Origin of the sequence: Massilia soli, from assembly GCF_016809835.1 — a bacterium.
Lineage (GTDB): Bacteria > Pseudomonadota > Gammaproteobacteria > Burkholderiales > Burkholderiaceae_D > Telluria_A > Telluria_A soli.
This window is the reverse complement of the sequence record NZ_JAFBIL020000003.1, coordinates 246,787-267,195: the sequence shown is the minus strand read 5'-3', so window position 1 is coordinate 267,195 and position 20,409 is coordinate 246,787. Positions and strand designations below refer to the sequence as shown.

Below are 20,409 nucleotides of genomic sequence, written 5' to 3'. Positions count from 1 at the left end.
CCGGCGCGAAGGCCGGCCTGGCGGGAACTACTTCAGGTCGGCGAACGGGTCGTCGTTGGGCTTTGGCTTGCCGGTCGCTACGGCCGGGGTGGACGCCTTGGGTGGCCGGGGTGTGACGGCGACCGGGCGTTTCTCTCTGTCTCGTAGAGTAGGGACCAGCTCTTCTTCACCAAGGCTGGCGCGTAACAGCTTGGCAAGGTCCTGCGCTTCCGAGCGGATCGTGCCGGCCAGATTCTGCTTGCGGGTCAGGTCGGCCAGCGCCTTGCTGGCGACGCGCAGGCCGCTCACGGCGACGATGCTGTGCGACACCATGTCGTTGGAATCGCGCTGCAGGGCTTGCTGGGCGAGGATGATGGCCTGGCCGTAGTCATGGGCGTCGTAGCGGATCTGCGCCATGCGAATCCACGGCGTTTTATCGGTCGGGTTGGCCTGTGCCGCATCGTGCAGGATGCTCAGCGCCTTGTCCTTCTGGCCGGCCTTTGCGGCGGCGTTGGCCGACGCAAGCGCTTCGGCCACCGTACCGTGAGTGGCCGGCACCGGCGGCTGCCCGGTGGTGGCGCAGCCGGACAACAAGGCGGCAACTGCAAGGCCGGGAATCAGTCGTTTCAACATGGTTGCTCTCCAGTACCGTTAATCCAGCCGTTATTATTGGACAGGGGAAATCGAGCAAATTGCGACGGGTCAATAGAAGCTGGTTTCCTCCTCGCATCGCTCAACGTCCATGGAAGTTGCGCAAGGTCACGGGCGGCGGATGCGCTTGGCTTTAAATAGGCGCTTCGGCTTATCAACATCTGAAGGATGACCATGCGCCAGACCTGTTTGCTCCCGCTGCTGTTTTCCGCTCTGCTCGCTGGATGTGCTTCGCGGAGCACGCCTGAGCCCACACGCAACGTTGCGATTCGGCTGCACGCGGCGAACGCGCTGAATGTCGACGCCCAGGGCCGGCCGCTCGCCGTGCTTACGCGCATCTACACGCTGCGACAAGACACCGCGTTCCGGCAGGCGCCTTACGACGCTTTTCTGACGCCGCATAAGGAAAAAGAAGCGCTTGGCGCCGACCTGATCGACGTCAAGGAAGTGATGCTGGTGCCGGGGCAGCGCCACGACGTTGTCGAGAGAATCAGCCGTGATGCATCGTTCGTCGGGATCGTGGCGCTGTTTCACGCGCCTGCGCCGCAGCGGTGGCGGCTGGCCTACGCCGCTGCCGAGGCGGCACAGGGAGGCATCACAGTCGGCGTCCACGGGTGCTCACTCAGCAGCGGAGCCGGCGCGAACGCCATCGGCACGAGCGCAACCCTGCCTTCCCCTGTGCGCTGTCAATGAGAAACTCAACATTTCCCGCAAGCTATATCCTGACTAATCGCAGAGTGAGGGAACCGTGAAAACGATCAAACCGATGGCGAAGGTGGCTGCATGACGCCGCATGTCGAACGGCGCGCGGCGCGCGAGGCGGCCAGTGCGGAGTCGGCGGGGCCGCGCACGCTGGTGGACCTGATGTACGAAGGCTTCTACGCGCTGTTTTTGCTCAAAAATGGATCCGGACCGCACGGAAAAACCGGCTTCGTCGACAACATCACCGCGTTCCTGAGCGACGTCGACGGGCGCGCGAAGAAGCTCGGCGTGCCGCCGGAAGATGTTGAAGCCGCAAAGTACGCCTACTGCGCCGCGGTCGACGAGATCATCCTGCGGTCCGACTATGCCATCCGCGAAGCCTGGGAAACCCGGCCATTGCAGCTCAGGATCTTCGGCGACCAGCTCGCCGGCGAGCATTTCTTCGAAAAGCTGGAAGAACTGCGCGCGCGCGGCAGCGCGCACCTGCAATCGCTGGAAGTGTTCCACCTGTGTCTACTAATGGGATTCCAGGGCAAGTATGCGCTCGACGCCCCTGACAAGCTCAACTACATGTGCGCGCGGCTAGGGGACGAAATAGCGCGCATGCGTGGCAAGCAACGCGGCTTCGCGCCGCACGCCGACCGCCCCGACCAGATCGCCAACAAACTGCGCACCGACCTGTCGCTATGGGTGCTGACATCGGTATTCGCCCTCGCCGGGCTCGGCGCCTACCTCGGCTTCAACGCCATGCTCAGCCGCGACACCGACAAGACCCTGGCCGCCTACAACGACCTGGTCAAGCTCCCCCCGCGCGCCGCCAACGTCACCATCACCCTTCCTTAAAGCGACATTCCAAAATCGGGGACAGACCACCATTTTAGAATCTTCTAAAATGGTGGTCTGTCCCCGATTTTGGAATTGTTAAAATGGTGGTCAGCGTGACCCGGTCTGTCCCCGATTTTGGAATTATTACTGGGCGACTTTGAATTCGATGCGGCGGTTGCGGGCGCGGCCGTCCGCGGCGCGGTTGTCGGCCACCGGCCGGTCAGGTCCTTCGCCCGATACCGCGATCGCGTCGGCGGCGATTCCCTTGGTGACGATGTAGGCTTTTACAGCCTCGGCGCGCGCCTGGCTGAGCGAGAGGTTGCTGGCGCGCGAGCCGGAGTTGTCGGTGTGGCCGATCACCTCGACCTTCTTGTTTTTCAGCTTGAGCAGCACGGCGCTCATCTGGTCGAGGATGCCCATGCCCGATTCGGTCAGCGTCGCCTTGCCGGACTCAAACTCGATGATGCGGTCGGCCAGCGCGGCGTCGAGCAGGCCCTGCTCCGATGCGGCCACGCGCAGGCCGTTGTTGACGGTGTAGGTCGGGTTCAGGCTGGTGGCGATGTCGCCGGCAATGCGCTGCCGCTGTACTTCGTTGGCGACGTCGCCGCGCAGGCTGATGGCGTTGCCGTCCACCTTGAGCTGTCCGCGCGTGATCAGCTTCAGGTTCGGCCCGATCAGCCGCTGCACATAACTGTCCCAGTTCGCAGGCGTGGCGACCATGCCGACCGCAAGCTGGTCGACCACCCGCTCGGCGCCGTACACTTCGCGCAGCCGCGCCAGCAGGCCAGCCTTGCTGGATTCGTCGGCAACCGTGCCGGAGACGACCACCGGGCCGCTCTCGACCGAGGCCAGGCAGCTGGCCGCCATCAGCCAGGCGGCGGCGAACAGAATAGGCTTTTTCACGTTGCGGCTCCGATGAAGGTTTGCAAGAACAGCTGGCGCGCGAGCTTGAGCGGCAGCTGCGGCTGGTCGAGGTAGCTGGCGAGTGCGCGCACGTCGATGTCGAAGCCGAGCTGCTCGTCTACCCAGCCCGTGTCGGCAAAGCTGATCTGCTGTTCGCGCGCGATCAGCGGGTCAATGATGGCGTGCAGCGTGCTGGCCGCGGCGCCGCTGAAACCGACAACCAGCACCGGCTTGAACTCGATCTGGGTGATGAACAGCGCGAGCTCGAAATCGGCCCTGGCGAGGAAGGGAGCGATCAATTCGAGCCAGAATGCGGCAACCGCATAGCGCGCGTCGCTATTGAGCGGCAGCGGCAGGACCAGGCTTTTCTGCAGATCGGCAGCGCCGCTTCGCATCACGGGCTGCAGCAGCAGTCCAAGCGCGAGCACGAGTTGTTTGACGTCGGCCCGGCACAGCAGCGCGCCAAGCGAGCTGACCGTGCCAGTGGCCAGGAAGGTCGCCAACGCGTTTCCGCTTTGCTCATCGAGGTCGATCTGCGTTTCGTTAATCGCCTGGAGCTGCGGCGATGGATCGGCCGCTCCCAGCACGTCCTGGGCGAGGCCTTCGAGACGCGTCCAGAGCGGTTCGAGCACCAGCGGGCAGCGCGACACAAACTGCGCCGGCTCACCAACCTCCAGCGTGCGCATCATCAGGAACGGAAAGCGGCGCCCGGATTGGTCGCTGCTGGCCACCAGGTGCCCCGCGATCGCGTGCTTGCGGCGCGGGCCGACAAACGCGAAGCTGACCGGCGCCAGCGCGTCGTAATTGAGCTTCCAGCGCGCGTCGCCAGGCAGCTGGCTCATGACCTGGGCCATCCAGTTATCGAGGACGCCAATCAGCGGCATGTCCTGTGCCGCCTTGATGAAGTCGCTGCGCGTGGGGATCTTGCCGATGTAGCCGATCCGGCCTGACGCCGGCGCCCGCATCATGGCGCAGCTCCCACCGATACCGCCGCCACCGCCGGCGCGGGCGCGTCCATCGCGCGCCCGACGATCGCTTCCGGCAGCCGCAATCCCTTGAAGCCGCGGTCCTGCGACGTTACGTCGCCATTTCCGCGGGCCGAGTTGCTGCTCGTGATTTTGAGGTCGACCGCAACCGACACGTTTCCGTTGGCCCAGCGCAGCTCGAACACGCCGCCGTCCTTGCGCTTGCGTGCCGCCGCGTCGATCATCCGCTTCAGCCCATACTGCCCCGCCTCGTTAAACAGTTCGACGGTGCGGCCGTCGAAGGTCACCGCGCTGATGCGCACGCCGGGCGCGCCCGCTGGACTCGGATGGACCATGTTGGTCCACGCCGGCGGCGTATTGCGGTAGCGGATCACCTGGCCGTCGATGTCGATGGTGTATTCGGTGATGCCGGTGGCCGGCAGCGGCTGCAGCTGGAATACCGTCTGCGGACTGCTGGACGCCGCGACGCCATTGGCCGACAGCGGCGCGACCCAGCCAGGAAACGCCGACACAGCCTGCGGCGCCAGCGTGATGCCCATGTCTGCCCAGGTGCGCGGCGAGAGCACGTCGCCGCGCCTTACCACCAGCGGGCCCATTGACGTGTTGACGAATTTTCCGATGACCCCATCGGGCCCGAAGAACTGGCCGATTTCGGCGGAACTGGCCTCCACACTCGACGCGGGCGAGAACGGATACTTTGTCTCCAGCGACTTCTTGAATGGCTGGACCACCTGCACCTGCCAGGTCTTGTTGATCTCGGACTCGCTCGGGCCGACAATGACGGCGAACACCTGGATCAGCGGCCGCACGAGGATCGGGCGCAGCGCCATCTTCTGCGTGTCGGTCATCCCGATCAGCATCTGCTCGTCCACAAACTTCAGGCCGTCGGATAGCTCGGACCCCGTGCCTTCCAGCGTCTGCTGCATGAACTGCCTGGCGCCGGGCCCCGGGTCGCCCTGGTTTTTCAGCTGGTTCAACCGCGACCGCAGGCGCGACAGGCTGTCCAGGTAGCCGGTCATCAGGGAAGCATCCTTTTCCTTCAGTCCAACCAGGCGGGCCACTCCGGCGAACTCGCGCCCGATCGGCCCCATGACGGGCGCAGCACCGGCGATTCCCGGCTGGTCGATCATCGTGCGCGCTTCGCTTGGCGCGCGCCGCAGCACGGTTTCCTTGAACCAGGCGAAGGCGCCCTTCTCGACCTTAGACATCGCGCCGGCGGACGACGGATTGTCCCACGAGGTCTGCTGATGAATCGTCGCCAGCAGCTTGGCCAGCGGCGAATTCTGCGGATCGCCCAGGCGGTTCATCGCACGCACGCTGGCGTCGAATCCGTTCAGCTCCGTGATCGTCACGCCTTGCACGAACTTCAGCCATTCTTTCGCGTACTCGTTCTTGTACATGTCGACCAGGTTCTTCTGGATCTGTTCAGGGCTCCCTTCCAGCGTCAGGTCGTTCTGCGACACCGTCTTGAGCACCCAGTCAGTACTTTGCAGTTCCTTGTTCGATGCGTCCTTGATGGCGCCGGCGACGAACTTGTCCCAAGCCTCGCGCGTGAAGGCGCCCGGTACCGCGTGGCTGCCATTGAGCAGCTGGTTGTCGGGGTCGCCGACGATGCGCGCCACCGTCATCGACTGGTAGCGGGTCGACGCGCGTGCCTTGATGTCGGCGTACACACGCTCGCGCGCCGGGGTGCCGCGCACCACGCGGCGCAGGTTTTCGCGCGCGCTATCGAGCAGGCCGAGTTTGAGCGTCACCTGCGGCCAGGCCTGGTCTTCGACCTGGCCGAGATAGAACGTCATCAGGCGCTCGGCACTGCGGATCATCTGCTCGCGCGGCATGTTGGCGCGATTCGATTCGAGCCAGCCGCGCCAGTAGCGCGTCATCTGGTCGTTCAGGTGGCTCGGCTCGGCGCGCGTCTTGTCACCCAACATCAGGTAGGTCTTGAGAGCGCCGTAGGCGTCAGCCACGTTGGTCGGCGAGGCGTCCTGGAATGGCTGGCCAGGCCTGGACGGCGCGGCTGCCGGGGCATTGGCAGCTTGCGGCTGCAACTGGGCGGCATTCGCATTCATCTCATTGAGCAGGCCCTCGATGCCGGCGACAACCGGCTCCACCATCACCGCGCGTACACCGGCGAAGTATTCGTCGCGCAGCTTGCGTTCCAGCGTGTCGCCCTGGTACAGGCCAAACGACAGCATCAGCGGCCGGCTGGCGCGGTACTGCTCCAGCTGGGTGATGCGGTCCTGGAGGATGTCTAGCGCTTCGAGGCGCGATTGCAGGTCGATGCGCTTGTCCTGCAGCTTGACGACCTTGTCGAGGTCCGCCTGGACGTTGGCCACCAGCTGCGCATTGCCCATGTACGACCAGCTCCACGCGGCGAGCGAGCCGCCAAGCAGCAGGGTCGCCGCGAAGAAGGCGCCGTACTTGATGCGCTGCGCGTACGGGCTGGTGTAGCGCGAGACGAGGTCCTTGTCGGCGAAGATCACCTTGCGAAACAGGTCGAGTAGGAAGTATCCGGACTGCTCTTCGGCCTGCGGTTCCCCCTTTTCTTCACGCAGTTCGAGGTCGAAGCGGCTGGCGACGCGCTTCGAGGACAGGTTCTGAACCTGCCCCTCCTGCAAGGCGCTGGTGAAGTAGAAGCCGCGGAACACGGGCTTGAACTGGTAGGTATTTTCCTCGAACAGCGTGGCCAGGAAGGCGCGCAGCGGGCTTTTGATCGCCGCGAATTCGAGCGGGAAGGTAAATACGCCAGGACGCATCGGCGCGGCGCGGTTTCCGGCCATGCTGGCCAGGCTCATTTCTTTCAGACCGTCGTGCAGCTCGTCGAAGTGCTCGTCGAAGAAGCCGAGTACGTCCTGGTGCGTGCGGCGCCGGTTGTAGCGGATTGTCGCGCCCCAGACGCGGTCGCGCTCGATGCGGCCGGTGTCGTGAAAAAAGTCGCCGAACCCTGCGATCAGGTCGGCCTTGGTGAAGATGACATACACCGGCGGATGCACGCCAAGGCGTTCGGTCAGCTCCTGCACGCGGGTGCGCAGGTTCTTCGCAAGTTCGACGGCCTTCTCCGCGTGTTCGCCGGTCAGCTCGGACACGCTGACCGCGATCAGGATGCCGTTGATCGGCGCGCGGCTGCGGTGCTTCTTGAGCAGGTCGAGGAAGGAGAACCATTCAGCCCGGTCGCCAGCTTCCACCGAATAGCGGCCCGCTGTGTCGAGCAGGATGCCGTCGGTGGTGAAGAACCAGTCGCAGTTGCGGGTGCCGGCGACGCCGCGTACGGCCTTGCTGCCGGCGATCGGGAACTGCAGGCCGGAGTGGCCGATCGCGCTGCTCTTGCCGGCCGCCGGGTTCCCGATGATCATGTACCACGGCAGTTCGTACAGCGCGGCGGCGCCGCTGACCAGGCCGAGCTTGGATGTCTTGATCGTGGCGATCGCTTCGAGCATGCTCTTGCGCAGGGTCGCCACTTCGCCCGAACCGGGCGACGCCTGCGCGCCTTCTTCGCCAGCCGGCATGATGCTGGCGCCCAGTTTGCCGGCGGCGCGTCGTCGGTACTGATAGCGCGCGCCCCAGAATATGCCCCAGCCGAGCAGCAGCGCGAGGGCGGCGGCTCCGACCCAGATGGCGCCGACCTGCAAGGCATCGGCGCCGAGGAACATGATTGCCGCCAGCGCGGCCAGCCCGATCAAGCCCATAACGCGGCTACCGGTGAGGAATTGCCAAAGTCGGCGCATAGTGGGAATCGTCTCGAGGGTTGGAAAGATAAATCCGGCAGGCAATGTTGGCACCATTCCCGCTGCGGAAATTTGACGACGAACAACAATCGGCCAGCCCCCGGGCCAGCGTTACTTGCGCATCACTCCCTTGACGCGCAGCTCGGTGTGGCCAAAGTCCATCATTGTCCAGCGCCCACCCCAGGTCAGGCCAAGCGACTCGGCCACTTCGCCGTAGAGCCGGTACCCGCGCATCGCCCACGGGTCCTTTTCCGAGATGATCAGCTTGCCATCGCGCCAGAATGCGCAGTCGGCCGCCAGTCCATACTGGTGCCAGCTCTGGAAAGCGCGCGCATTGGTGACCTGGGCGCCAATGCTGGCCAGCAGGTTCTGGCGGTCCGGGCTGCGGTAGCCTTCCAGCAGCGCCATCTCGTAACCGTGCTTTTCTCGCATGATCTTGAAGGCCATCAGCAGGCGCTGGTGGAAGTCCGGATGCAGCATGCCCCAGTTGCGGCTGGCGGTGACCAGCATCGGGCGCACCAGTTCAACTTCGCGCGTGCTGAACGCCATCGGCGGCAGCGCGGCCGGCGGGGCCAGGTTTTCGCCGGCAAGCAACGCGAGCACTTTCGGATCCGGCGGCAGGTCGGCCGATTCGTAGCCAGGCAGCGCGTCCGGTTTGCCGACGGTCAGCACCACCACCATCGGCACAATGATGGCAAGCAGGCCGGCGCCAAGCCAGAGCGCATTGCGCCTTGCGAATTTGAGCTGCCGCGACAGCAGGCGCCCGGTGCCATGCCGTAACTCGGCCACCTCACGCACGCCCACCTGGTGCAAGCTGGACAGGCGTTGATCGATGCGCGACCAGCGTCCGCTGACGATCTGCGCAACAAATTCCCTGCCCGAAGGAAAAACGACCAGCCAAATCGCGCTGCAGGCCAAACAAAAGTACAAAAATGCGATAAAGATCAGCATCGAGTTCCCCAGTTTGTTTCTAATCGGAATGGCGAAGCACCATCATAGGAGTTATACCGTGCGCCCTTCAGACGAAAATCAAAGCGGATCTACAAGGCCGAACCTTATGTCTTCCTCGCGCCGTTCGGCTGCTTCAGAGGACAACATCCTGGCGTCGCTCGAGCGCGGTTCCTCCAGCGGCACGAGGGCGCACCGAAGCTGGCTGATCATCGGCGGCTCGATGGCCGCGCTGCTGACGCTGATGATCGCGTGGCTCGCTTACAGCAACGCCACCAGTGTGCGCGCCTTGCCAGCGTCGGCAGTCAAACGCGAGGCACCCGCGCCGCTTGACGACGGCATGCGCGGCCAGGCGGTTCCGTCGTTCAGCATTCCGGCCCCGCAAGCGGCCATGATCGTCGATGAACCAGCGGTTGCCGCGCCCGCCAAGCCGGCGCTGGTCATGCTGCCGCGCGACGACATCGCCAAGCCGGAAGAGCAGCCCCCCGTGGCGGCCCAGCCGCCGCAGGAGCGCGTGAGCCCGGCGTTGCCCGCCGCCAGAGTCGCGCCGATCAGATCGGCTGCGGCGCCGCGCCAGGCCGCCAAGGCAAGCAAGGTGCCGGCCGCCAAGCCAGTGCCACGCGTTGCCGCCGCAAAAAAAACAAAGACGCCGACACAGGCGCCGCAGTCGGGCGCGCCAGAAGTTGACAGCGATGTCGCGTTGATCAGCGCCATCCTTGCGCATTCGACCCGCCATGCGGCCGAGCGCGCGCAGCTGGAAAAGGAGGCGTGCGTCGGAAAGAAATGCGCGCCGAAGCCGTTGACCGAGCCGTAAATACCCGGAAAAGCCACGTTCCGCACGGGGCAATGCCGAATTTCCTGTGCCTTGGGGCTGACTGGCGATATACTGTATGCATGCACAGTAATCACTGTTTTTAGCGCCAGGCCAGCAGGCCAGTCCGGCAGTCCCCCATGATCAAAGTTCTTGAAAATCCCTTCTATTACCTGGACAACTTTCACCAGGTGCTCGAATGGATCGGCGAACGCTATAGCGATTTGCTGACCGACGAGGAGCGCGCCTTTATGGATGCGTTTGCCGCGCTGCCGCAGGCGTCGCGTGCCTTGTTCGTCCGCATGGTGATGCGCAAAGGTACCCTTTTCCGTGCCAGCAAGCTCAGTTACGCCGAGATCGGCTGCACCGTCGAGGCGGTGCGCAAGCTGCTGCCGACCGGCTGGATCGAGCACGATCCCGTCATCACCATCGACCAGCTATTCGAGCTGCTCTCCAAGCCGGAAATCTGCGCCGTCTTCGGGCTGTCCCAGCACACCAGACAGGCCCGCAAGGCCGATCAGCTGGAAGCCTTGCGGGCCGCTTTCGGCGACGCCCGCGCGTTTTCAAGCTGGTACCGCGATTCGGGCGACGCCGTCTTCAACATCATGGTCAAGCCGCTGTGCGACCGCCTGCGCCTGATCTTCTTTGGCAACCTGCGCCAGGACTGGACCGAGTTCGTGCTGTCCGATCTCGGTGTCTATAAATACGAACAGGTCGAGTTCTCGGCCTCCTCGCGCGGCTTCCGGACCCGCCGCGATATCGACCATTACCTCGAACTCCACAGCTGCAAGGAGCGTTTCGAGGCGAGCGAGCCGCTGGAAGACGTGCTGAGCGCAGTGCCCGAGGCGCCGTTCGACAACGACTGGCTCAATAGCCGGCGCGCGCGTTTGCTGTTCCAGATCGGCCAGCAGTGCGAGCGCCAGAAAGACTGGCCCAACGCCTACCGCGTCTATTCGCGCTGCAGCTTCCCCGGGGCGCGTGCGCGCGCGATTCGCGTGCTGGAGAAAAACGAGCAGTTCAAGGAAGCGTTCGAGCTGCTGTCGGCCGCCAGGCTGGCGCCGGAGAGCGACGCCGAACACCAGCAACTGCTGCGTATCGCGCCGCGGCTGGCGCGCAAATTGGGCCACGTCAAGCCGGCCTCGCGCCGCAATCCGGCGGTCACGCGGCTTGACCTGTGCCTGCCGATGCCGCAGCAAGACTGGTGGGTCGAAGGCGTGGTGCGCGACCACCTGGCGCGCGCGGACGCACCGGTCTACTACGTCGAGAACGCGCTGATCAACGGCCTGTTCGGGCTGCTTTGCTGGCCAGCCGTGTTCTGCGCGATTCCCGGGGCGTTCTTCCATCCGTTCCACCGCGGCCCGGCCGACTTGTTCAGCGCCGACTTTTTCCTGCGCCGGGAAGCGCTGTTCCGCGCCTGCCTCGACCAGCTCGACACGGGCGAGTACACCGAAACGATCCGCCGCACCTTCGCCGAGAAACACGGCCTGCAGTCGCCGTTCGTGTTCTGGGAAGCGCTCAGCGAGGAGCTGCTCGACATCGCGCTGGCCTGCATCCCTGCGTCGCACCTGCGCAAATCGTTCGAGCGCATCCTGCTCGACGTGAAGTCCAACCGCACCGGCTTTCCCGACCTGATCCAGTTCTGGCCGGCCGAGCGGCGCTACAACATGATCGAGGTGAAGGGTCCGGGGGACCGGCTGCAGGACAACCAGCTGCGCTGGATCGAGTACTGCGCCGCGCACCAGATGCCCATCTCGGTCTGCTATCTCCAGTGGGCGGAGCACAGCGCGTGAGCTATGTCGTCGCCGTGCGCGGACTGTGCGAGTTCGCCGCCAAGCAGGGCGACCTCGACCTGCGCTTCACGCCCTCGCCCACCGCGCAGGAAGGCATCCAGGGCCACGCGCTGGTCACAGGACGGCGCGGCGCAAGCTACCGCACCGAGGTCAGCCTGTCGGGCGACTACGGGCCGCTGCACGTTCGCGGCCGCGCCGACGGCTACGACCCGGAGCAGAACCTGGTCGAGGAGATCAAGACCTATCGCGGCGATCTGGCGTCGATGCCCGGCAACCATCGCCACCTGCACTGGGCGCAGGTGCGCGTCTACGGGCACCTGCTGTGCCAGCAGATGGGCATGAAGGAGGTGAACCTCGCGCTGGTCTACTTCGACATCGGCCGCCAGACCGAAACGGTGCTGCGGGAAACCCAGTCGGCTGAATCGCTGGCGCAGATATTCGCGCAGCTGTGCCAGCGCTTCGTGGCGTGGGCGCAGCAGGAGATGGCGCACCGGGCGGCGCGCGACGACGCGCTGGCGACGCTGCAATTCCCCTACCCCGAATTCCGCCCCGGCCAGCGCGACCTGGCCGAGACCATCTTCAAGGCCAACACCAGCGGCCGCTGCGTGCTGGCGCAGGCGCCAACCGGCATCGGCAAAACCGTCGGCAGCCTGTTCCCGGTGCTGAAGGCGGCGCCGCAGCAGCAGCTCGATAAAGTGTTTTACCTGGCGGCCAAGACGCCCGGCCGCCAGCTCGCGCTCGACGCCACCCACACCATCCGCACGTCCGGCAAGGTGATACCGCTGCGGGTGCTCGAGATGGTCGCGCGCGACAAGGCCTGCGAGCATCCGGACAAGGCTTGCCATGGCGAGTCGTGCCCGCTCGCCAAAGGCTTCTACGACCGTTTGCCAGCCGCCCGGTCGGCGGCGGTGCAGGCGCCCACGCTTGACCGGGCCGCGTTGCGCGACGTCGCGCTGGCGCACGATGTCTGCCCTTATTACCTCGCCAGCGAAATGACGCGCTGGAGCGACGTGATCATCGGCGACTATAACTACTACTTCGACCTGGGCGGCATGCTGTATGGCCTGACGCTGGCCAACCAATGGAAGGTCAGCGTGCTGGTGGACGAGGCGCACAACATGGTGTCGCGCGCGCGCAAGATGTACTCGGCCGGCCTGGATCGCGCGGTCTTTCGCGCCGCCCGCGCGGCGGCGCCAGCACTGGTAAAGAAATCGCTCGACAAGGTGAGCCGCTGCTGGACCGCGCTTGACCGCGATATCACCGCGCCCTATCAGGTGCTGCCCGAGCTGCCCGACAAGCTGCTGGCGGCCCTGCAAAATGCCGGCAGCACGATCACCGACCATCTGGCCGAAAACCCGGGGCCGATGGACCCGGCGCTGCAACGCTTTTACTTCGATGCGCTGCACTTCGCGAAACTGGCCGAATCATTCGGTTCGCATTCGCTGTTCGACGTCACGCGCATCGATGCGCGCACGACCGAACTTTGCCTCCGCAATATCGTGCCCGCGCCTTTCCTGAAGCCGCGCTTCGCGGTAGCCCATTCGAGCGCGCTGTTCTCGGCCACCCTCAGCCCGTGGCACTACTACAGCGACCTGCTCGGCCTGCCGGCCAGCACCGCGTGGGTCGATGTGGCCTCGCCGTTCGAGGCCAAGCAGCTCGCAGTGCACGTGGTCACCCAGATCTCGACAAGGTTCCAGCACCGGTCGCGCTCCGCAGCGCCGATCGCGGACCTGATGGCGCGCCAGTACAACGCGGCGCCTGGCAACTACCTGGCGTTCTTCAGCAGCTTCGATTACCTGGACCAGGTCGCAGCGGAGCTGGCGCGGCGCCACCAGGACATACCATCGTGGCAGCAGGCGCGCCGCATGCACGAAGACGAGCGCGCGCAGTTCCTTGGCCGATTTACCCTGGAGAGCCGCGGGATTGGCTTCGCGGTCCTGGGCGGATCGTTCGGCGAAGGCATCGACCTGCCCGGCGCGCGCCTGATCGGCGCCTTCATCGCCACGCTCGGCCTGCCGCAGATGAACGCTGTCAACGATCAGCTCAGGCAGCGGATGCAGGAGATGTTCGGTGCGGGATACGACTACACCTACCTGTACCCCGGAATGCAGAAAGTGGTGCAGGCCGCGGGCCGGGTGATCCGCACGCAGCAGGATGAAGGCGTGGTCTATCTGATCGATGACCGCTTCGCCCAGCCCGAGGTCAGCGAACTGCTGCCCGGCTGGTGGAAGCTCACTGGATAAGGTTCCTGACCTTCTGGTAGCCGCTGCGGCTGATTGGAATGCGCGCGCCGTCCTTCAGGATCGCCATGTGGCTGTCCTTTCCGGACTGCTCGATGCGGCTGATGCGTTCGACGTTGACGATGTACGAGCGATGGATGCGCAGGAAGGCCTGCGGATCGAGCTGGCTTTCCAGTTCCGACAGGCGCTGCGTCTTGAGCCACGCCTTGCCTTCCGCGCTGATGCTGACGTAGTCGTCCTGCGCCTCGATGAAGTCGATTTTACCTGCTGCGATCACGTGGACTTTGGCGCCGTCGCGGATCAGCACCCGCTCCAGCGGCTTGGCGCGCCGGGATGCCTCGCTGATCGCCGCGGCAAGGCCGGGCTGGCTGCCCAGGCTGGAGCGGGCATGCGCCAGCGCTTCGTCGAATCGCTTCTGGCTGAAAGGCTTGAGCAGGTAGTCGATGGCGTGAATTTCAAACGCCTTCAGCGCGTACTGGTCATACGCGGTGACGAAGATGTAGCGCGCCTTGCGCCCCGCCAGCTCCACCACTTCAAAGCCGTCAAGCTTGGGCATCTGGATGTCTAGGAAGACCAGCTCCGGCTCCAGCTCGGCGATCGCCTTGACGGCTTCAAACCCATTGGCGCATTCGGCCACGATCTCGACGTCGGCGTGCGCGCCGAGGTACTCGCGCACAACGCCGCGTGCCAGTTCTTCGTCGTCGACGATCATCACGCGCATGTCACAGCTCCGTTATTGTGCGGGCCGGCAGTGTCAGCTCGACCCGGTATTTATTGTCTCGGCGTGCGTGGTGCACGCTGCTTTCATGCCCGTAGGCCGTGGCCAGCCGCTGCTGCACGTTGACCAGCCCGATCCCGTTGCCAGGCACGCCACTGTCCTGGTCTTCATCGACGTCGTTTTCGACGCTGATGCGCAGCTGAGAGGCGTCGCGCCGCGCCACGATGTTCACCGTGCCGCCGCCGGTCAATCCACCGATGCCGTGCTTGACAGCATTTTCCACCAGCGGCTGCAGGATCATCGGCGGCAGCAGGCAGGCCCGCGCCGCTTCGTCGATCTCGCAGCGCACCGCCAGGCGCGCGCCAAAGCGGACCTTTTCGATCGACAGGAAATCCTGCACCAGCGCGATTTCGTCGTCAACGGTGGCCTGCGTATGCGCTTCGAGACCCAGCGTGTGGCGGAAGAAGTCCGCGACCTTGAGCGTCATCTCGCGCGCTCGCGCCGGGTCGATCGAGGTCAGCGCGCTGATCGAGTTCAGGCTGTTGAACAGGAAGTGCGGGTCGATCTGGGTGCGCAGCATGCGCAGCTCAGCCTCCTGTGCCATCAGCTTCGACTCCAGCTCGCGCCGCTCGGAGATGCGGGCGCGGCCAAATTCAATGGCCAGGTAATTGGCCACCGCGCACAACCCATACAGGATCACGCCGAGGCCAAAGACCATTGCCTTCAGCGCCGGCGGCATCTCGAGGCCGGCCCAGCCGACCTCCAGCGCGCGCAGCATGCCGTTCCACGCCAGCCCCGCGGCCATCCACAATACGCCGGATACCAGGGCGGCCAGGCCCAGCACCAGCACGATCGACCAGATGCTCTTTTGCGACAGCGGATACGCGCGGCACAGATAGTAGGCCGAGAAGCCGGCGGCGAAAGCGTACACCATCGTCATCGGCAGTGCGAACAACAGCGCATTGGTCCATCCGGCATCGGTCGCGACGACCACCATCCCCGCCAGCACCAGGCCCAGCATCAGCCAGACCGGCAGGAACAGCGCGAGCGAACGCCGGATCGACAACGCGCCTTGCATCAGTTGCGCACTTCCACGCCGCCCATGATGGCGTAGCCTTTGACGATCAGGCGCTTGGAGCCGTCCGGGGGCGAGTTGGTCTTCTCGTCGAAGCCACCCATCACCGGCGTGCCGTGCAGGATCACGGTCCAGTCGCGCGGCACCTTGATCGAAATGCCGCCGAAGACCGCGAACACGTTGATCACCGCCTCGCCCTTGATCGAGGAATCGCGCATATCGAGCTCGCAGCCGCCCATCACCGCGGTGATCTCGCCGCCGCGGAAGTCCTGGGTAACGATACGGCGCTCGAACCCGCCGAGGATGGCGGTGATGTCGACCACCGAGTCGTCGCTTTCGCCTGCCTTCAGTCCCGGCACGACGTCGCCGCGGTTGCGCTTTGCCAGCGCCTTGACGATGATGAAACCGCCAACGCCGATCAGGAACAGCGGCCACATGGTGCGGATGTTGAAGTAAATGTAGCCAAGGCGATGCAGGATCATCAGCACGCCGACGGTCGCCAGCGCGCCCCCAATCAGGTAGCCGCTGGTACCGCGCGAATCCCACATCTTGACCAGGCCGATGACGATCAGGATCGTCGGCCAGAAGTGCAGCGCGTGACGGAAGTCCCAGATATCGAGGTTATCGAGCAGGAAGACGACGCCGAAAGCGATTGCGATGGCGCCCATGATCACCTGGCTAGACAGGCTGCGGCTGGTCAGGTCACTTTTCATCGCGCGGCTCCCGGGTGGATGGAAAACGTTGTTGGACGAACGGTTCGACCACCAGTGTCACGCCCCACAAGATGATCAGGATCGGCCAGCTGTTACGCCAGGTGAGCCCGAACATGTTTTCAAAGGTGGCGAACAGCCAGAAGCCGAGGAAGAGCAGCCACAAGCCGTTCGAGAAATGCTTCGCGGTCGGGTAGCCAATCATCTTGTTGATCCCGACGACGACCAGGATCAGCGGCCAATAATGCCATACTGAATCGATGTCGAACAGGTCCATGCGGTCGAGGAAGAAGGCGACGCCAAGGCCGATCAGCACCAGCCCCCACATCAATTGCCGGCGCCACTCATACGATTTTTCGGTGTTCACTTTGCCTCCCGTTGAAAGAACAGCTTCAAGATACAACGGCGCGGCGCGGCGTGACAGCGCTTTTCGGCGAACGGCGGCTGGCGCCCGGTGAACGGCGAACACGCCGGCGAACGGGGCCTAAAATGAAAAAAGCCCGCATCGGTGAGGATGCGGGCTTCTTGCCAAGCGGTTGACAATCAGGCAGGTGGCGCCGACTGATGCGGGGCTGGCTGGCCCTTGACCTGGTTGCGGTATTTGGCGCTGGCGGTGGCCTTTTTCTCGGCTTCGCGTGCGATGTTGGTGCGCTTGGTTTCCAGCTTCTCTTGCTTGCTGCGTTGCTGGGCTTCGTCTTTGTTACCGATACGATTGGTCATGCGTTTCTCCTGTTGGCGTTGTTTCTATCATTATCTGTGCTCGATGCAATGCGACCTATAGGACGACGCGACGGGACATTGTAGGACTCGATGAAGATCAATTACGTGCGGCTGGCAGTTTCACCTGCGGCATCATCATTGCCCACCCAAGCTGGCGGCGGATTTCCTCCGGCGACGGCGGCGGCCCGGCGGCGCGCTTGCGGCGCTCGAGGTATTCACGGACGAGGTGCTTCGGTGGATGAGTGAACGACGACATGGCGGCCTCCGCTTCTTGATGAACTGGCCAGCACACGCAAGGCGGCACTGGCGCTTGAATTGGTGCCGATCCTTGAGGCGACCGGCTAACCTGCTGAGGCGGCTGCACCTTTGGGTCTACCGCAGGGGCGCTCGCTCACACAAGTTCATCTTAATCGCGCGGCAAAAACACAACCGTACGGTGACGCACATTCGGGAAACAATGTGACTGACGACAGAAAAGGCGGCGTCACCATGGAGCTGGCATCGCCATGAAAAACGGGGAGCTTTCGCTCCCCGTTTGCATTACGCCCTGCCGCCTGCGATCAGAACTTGTAGCGCAGGTTCAGGTAGTAGCCGCGGCCACTGACGTCCAGCTTTTGCGGCTCTTCTTCGCTGTAGCGATATTGCGCGCGCTTGGCGTTGGTCAGGTTGGTCGCGCTGAAGGCCAGCGTCAACTGCGGCGTGATGTTGTAGTTCGCCGAGAATGCCAGCGTGGTCACCGGCGCGGCGATCGTCGGGGCGGTCGGCATGGCCACGCCATTGATGATCGACAGGCCCTGGCTGTTGGCCGTCGGCGAAGGCGCGGTGCTGCTGTTGACGTATTCGCCGCGGTAGTTGGCAACCAGGCGCGCCGACATCACGTCGTTCTCGTAGTAGCCGCCGAGGTTACCGGCCCAGTCGGATGCGCCAACCATTGGACGGCCGTCATCGACCTTGGTCTTGGCGCGGCTGACGTTGGAGGTGAAACCGAAGCCGGTCTCGCCGAATGGCTGCTCGTACGACACTTCCAGGCCGGTGATCTTGGCGCCCTGCTGCGAGGACGAATTGATCGCGAAGGTCTTGACGGTCTGGTCGCGCGGGTCGAGCAGGTCGACGGTCGAGCTGCCGGTCGCGCCGGTCTTGACGTAGCCATCGATCTTCGAGTGGAAGGCATTGATCGCCACCAGCGAACGGCGTGCGAAGTACCAGGCCCACGACACATCGACGTTCTTGGCGGTCAGCGGGCGCAGGTCCGGGTTAGGACCGGTCACGCGGCAGCCATTGGCGTCGCATACCGGGGTGCCGAAACCGGCGCCCAGCACGTTGTAGTTCTGGCGGCCGATGGTCTTGCTGGCGCCAAAGCGCACGATCATGTCCTTCTCCAGCTCGTAGCGCAGGTTCATGCTCGGCAGGTAGTTGTCGAAGGTACGGTCGGTCTTGGCCTTGTAGTACATGATGCCGGCCTTCGGATTGAAGGTCGCGCCGTCGTAGAAGCTGGTGGCGTCGCCGGCGGTGGTGATCGCGCCTGGGTAGGCCGCGCAGGTGGTCGCCGGCTTGCCTGGTTCGGTACGGTCGCAAGCGCCGGCCGGGATCGGGGTCGAAATGTTCGCGTTCACCTGGGTGCGCACGACGCGCATGCCGACGTTACCGGACAGCTTTTCCCACTCGAGGTTGGCCATCAGGTAGCCCGAGGTCTGGCGCTCGCGCATGTCGATTTCGGAGTTCACGCGGCGTTCGAATTCCGGCGTGGTGGTTTTGGTTTCGGCATCGAAGTAGGCCTTGACCACTTCTGGCGAATAGGTAAAGCCGGTGTTGTCCCAATTGCCGCCGCCCAGGCCATCGCCGAAGTCGTCCGGATAGGGCATCACGCCGTTCTGTCCCTGGATGGCCAGCGTCGCGGACTTGAATGCAGGACCGAAGCGGCCGCTGGTGCGGTCGTGGTCGGCGTGGCGCACACCGGTTTCGAGCGACTGGAACAGGCCCTTGTCGAGGCGGTACTCGGCGTCGAGCTGGAGGCTCTTTTCCTTGTCGACCGTCTTGATGCCCGAGGCCGCGCGGCCGACCATGCGGTAGCCGCTGCCGTCCGCATTCAGGCCGGGCACGTTGCTGCCGGCGCCGATGTAGCGCGTATCTGGCGCGTCATGCAGGCCATTGAGCGCGTACGAGAAACCGGTGCCGTAGCGGGCGAAGGTGGTGCCGGCGTCGCGGTCGGTCTTGCCGACGCCGCGGGTGACGCTGACCAGCGCCTTGACGGTCAGGTCTTCGCTGACGCGGTACTTGCCGTCCAGGTCGAGGAAGGAGCTGGTGGCATTGGCGCCGTCGCGATAGAAGCCTTCCGAGTTACCGACGAATTGCGGGGTGGTGCCGGCCGGGAACACGATGTCGGCCGCCTTCAGCACGCGCAGCTCATGGCCGTAGATGGTTTTCTCGGTCACGATCACCGGGTTGCGGATCTGCGCGAAAACTTGCTGGCCGTTCGAATTGGTTGGGATCGCGGTGGCCGAGGTGCCGCCCAGCGGGTCGTTCTTACCCAGCAGCATAGAGTACATGCCACCCGAGGTCAGGCGCCCGTGGTTGTTGGCGTTCATCGACGAGTGGAAGCCCGTCATGTTGACGTCGAGGTCGTTGTTCGGCTTGAATTGCAGGGCGAACATGCCGCCTTTGCGGTCGCGCACGCCTTCGACGAATTCCGAGCTCATCGAGCCTGGCATACGCACGCCGTTCAGGTCGGACGCCTTCAGGCCGGTGCCGGCCAGCGATTCGTCGGTGATGCCCTTCATGGTGGTGGTGTTGATCACATCCCAGCCGCTGCTGGTGCCGTAAGCGAAGCGCGACACCGAGTCGCGGCGTACGTAGCGCTTCTCGGCGAAGCCCTGGACGATGACGCCGAAGGTGCCGGCATCGTTTTTCCAGTTGACCGTGGCCGACATGTCGGGCGCGCTCTTGCCTGGCAGTTCGGCGTAGCTGGCGCCGCCGCTGATCACGCCGCTGAGCTTTTCTTTCTGGGCCAGCGGCTTGCGGGTGGTGACGTTGATGGTGCCGGCCAGGCCGCCATCGACGATGTTCGCTTGCGAGGTCTTGTAGACGATGGCCTGGTTCAGGACCGACGACGGCATCAGCGACAGGCTGGTCGAACGCGAGCTCGATCCCTGGTCGGAAACGTACCAGTCGCCGCCGGAGACGGTGTGGCCGTTAAACAGGATCAGCGACATGTCCGGATTGGTGCCGCGCATCGACACTTTTTCTGCTTCGTCGTAGTCGGTACGCACCGCAACACCGGCGAGGCGCTGCAGGGAATCGGCAAGGTTCTTGTCCGGCATCTTGCCCACGTCTTCGGCGGTAATCACCTCGACGTTGGCGGTGGCGTTCTGCTTGACCGCCAGCGACTTGGCCATCGACGCGCGGATACCGGTGACTTCCACCGTCTGCATCTGCTCGCCAGTGCGCTCCGGCGGTTGCTGCGCGAATGCCGGCATGGCGGCAAGGCTCCAAAGGGCCATGGATACAGCGGCCGCTACGGGCGTCTGCTTGAACATCATCGTGATCTCTCCTGTTATATATGTATGCGTGACAAGCTATGCTTCTTGCCATCGTCGAGAGTATTCATGATATGTGGCATGTCCGAAAAT

General features: G+C 64.3%; 17 protein-coding genes. 5 read left to right on the top strand and 12 right to left on the bottom strand.

Annotation, left to right across the window (positions count from 1 at the left end; translation table 11 throughout):
* Nucleotides 1–27 precede the first annotated feature (27 nt).
* Complete coding sequence (locus tag I4X03_RS08735) at nt 28–612, bottom strand: tetratricopeptide repeat protein (RefSeq protein ID WP_223467834.1); 585 nt, start codon at nt 610–612, stop codon at nt 28–30.
* A 192-nt stretch (nt 613–804) separates the two neighbouring features.
* Here I4X03_RS08735 and tssJ point away from each other — a divergent pair, with 192 nt between their 5' ends.
* Nucleotides 805–1,323, top strand: coding sequence for a type VI secretion system lipoprotein TssJ (gene tssJ, locus I4X03_RS08730; protein ID WP_223467833.1), 519 nt, complete (start codon nt 805–807; stop codon nt 1,321–1,323).
* 90 nt (nt 1,324–1,413) lie between these two features.
* Nucleotides 1,414–2,175, top strand: a complete 762-nt coding sequence (icmH, locus tag I4X03_RS08725) for a type IVB secretion system protein IcmH/DotU (protein WP_223467832.1) — start codon at nt 1,414–1,416, stop codon at nt 2,173–2,175.
* 126 nt (nt 2,176–2,301) lie between these two features.
* On the opposite strand, the gene I4X03_RS08720 is transcribed toward icmH, so the two are convergent.
* The 4 genes from I4X03_RS08720 to I4X03_RS08705 form a co-directional block, all read right to left on the bottom strand.
* Nucleotides 2,302–3,024: an OmpA family protein gene (locus I4X03_RS08720; RefSeq protein ID WP_223468107.1), complete on the bottom strand. Its 723-nt coding sequence runs from the start codon at nt 3,022–3,024 to the stop codon at nt 2,302–2,304.
* Nucleotides 3,025–3,056: 32 nt separating this feature from the next.
* Nucleotides 3,057–4,028, bottom strand: coding sequence for a type VI secretion system-associated protein TagF (gene tagF / locus I4X03_RS08715; RefSeq protein ID WP_307735350.1), 972 nt, complete (start codon nt 4,026–4,028; stop codon nt 3,057–3,059).
* A complete protein-coding gene (tssM, locus tag I4X03_RS08710) occupies nt 4,025–7,771 on the bottom strand; it encodes a type VI secretion system membrane subunit TssM (protein WP_223467831.1) in 3,747 nt (1,248 codons plus the stop codon). The genes tagF and tssM overlap by 4 nt, the downstream gene beginning before the upstream one ends.
* 111 nt (nt 7,772–7,882) lie before the next feature.
* Nucleotides 7,883–8,722: a M15 family metallopeptidase gene (locus I4X03_RS08705; RefSeq protein WP_223467830.1), complete on the bottom strand. Its 840-nt coding sequence runs from the start codon at nt 8,720–8,722 to the stop codon at nt 7,883–7,885.
* Nucleotides 8,723–8,828: 106 nt separating this feature from the next.
* Here I4X03_RS08705 and I4X03_RS08700 point away from each other — a divergent pair, with 106 nt between their 5' ends.
* The 3 genes from I4X03_RS08700 to I4X03_RS08690 all read left to right on the top strand — a co-directional run bounded on the left by I4X03_RS08700 (nt 8,829) and on the right by I4X03_RS08690 (nt 13,563).
* Nucleotides 8,829–9,533 (top strand): hypothetical protein, encoded by a 705-nt coding sequence (locus tag I4X03_RS08700; RefSeq protein WP_223467829.1) that lies wholly within the window; start codon nt 8,829–8,831, stop codon nt 9,531–9,533.
* A 137-nt stretch (nt 9,534–9,670) separates the two neighbouring features.
* On the top strand, nt 9,671–11,320 hold the full coding sequence (locus tag I4X03_RS08695) for a VRR-NUC domain-containing protein (RefSeq protein ID WP_223467828.1): 1,650 nt from the start codon (nt 9,671–9,673) through the stop codon (nt 11,318–11,320).
* Complete coding sequence (locus I4X03_RS08690; RefSeq protein ID WP_223467827.1) at nt 11,317–13,563, top strand: ATP-dependent DNA helicase; 2,247 nt, start codon at nt 11,317–11,319, stop codon at nt 13,561–13,563. The genes I4X03_RS08695 and I4X03_RS08690 overlap by 4 nt, the downstream gene beginning before the upstream one ends.
* On the opposite strand, the gene I4X03_RS08685 is transcribed toward I4X03_RS08690, so the two are convergent.
* The 7 genes from I4X03_RS08685 to I4X03_RS08655 all read right to left on the bottom strand — a co-directional run bounded on the left by I4X03_RS08685 (nt 13,553) and on the right by I4X03_RS08655 (nt 20,319).
* A complete protein-coding gene (locus I4X03_RS08685; RefSeq protein ID WP_223467826.1) occupies nt 13,553–14,281 on the bottom strand; it encodes a LytR/AlgR family response regulator transcription factor in 729 nt (242 codons plus the stop codon). The genes I4X03_RS08690 and I4X03_RS08685 overlap by 11 nt on opposite strands.
* 1 nt (nt 14,282) lies before the next feature.
* Entirely contained in the window at nt 14,283–15,356 is a 1,074-nt protein-coding gene (locus I4X03_RS08680; protein WP_223467825.1) for a sensor histidine kinase, read from the bottom strand.
* Complete coding sequence (locus I4X03_RS08675; protein WP_223467824.1) at nt 15,356–16,066, bottom strand: LiaI-LiaF-like domain-containing protein; 711 nt, start codon at nt 16,064–16,066, stop codon at nt 15,356–15,358. The genes I4X03_RS08680 and I4X03_RS08675 overlap by 1 nt, the downstream gene beginning before the upstream one ends.
* Nucleotides 16,056–16,532: a LiaF transmembrane domain-containing protein gene (locus tag I4X03_RS23050; protein WP_223467823.1), complete on the bottom strand. Its 477-nt coding sequence runs from the start codon at nt 16,530–16,532 to the stop codon at nt 16,056–16,058. The genes I4X03_RS08675 and I4X03_RS23050 overlap by 11 nt, the downstream gene beginning before the upstream one ends.
* Nucleotides 16,533–16,606: 74 nt before the next feature.
* The gene (locus tag I4X03_RS08665) at nt 16,607–16,783 is read right to left on the bottom strand and encodes a hypothetical protein (RefSeq protein WP_223467822.1); all 177 of its coding nucleotides are present in this window, start codon (nt 16,781–16,783) and stop codon (nt 16,607–16,609) included.
* A 97-nt stretch (nt 16,784–16,880) separates the two neighbouring features.
* Entirely contained in the window at nt 16,881–17,039 is a 159-nt protein-coding gene (locus I4X03_RS08660; protein ID WP_223467821.1) for a hypothetical protein, read from the bottom strand.
* A gap of 304 nt (nt 17,040–17,343) precedes the next feature.
* On the bottom strand, nt 17,344–20,319 hold the full coding sequence (locus I4X03_RS08655) for a TonB-dependent receptor (protein ID WP_223467820.1): 2,976 nt from the start codon (nt 20,317–20,319) through the stop codon (nt 17,344–17,346).
* Nucleotides 20,320–20,409: the final 90 nt, after the last annotated feature.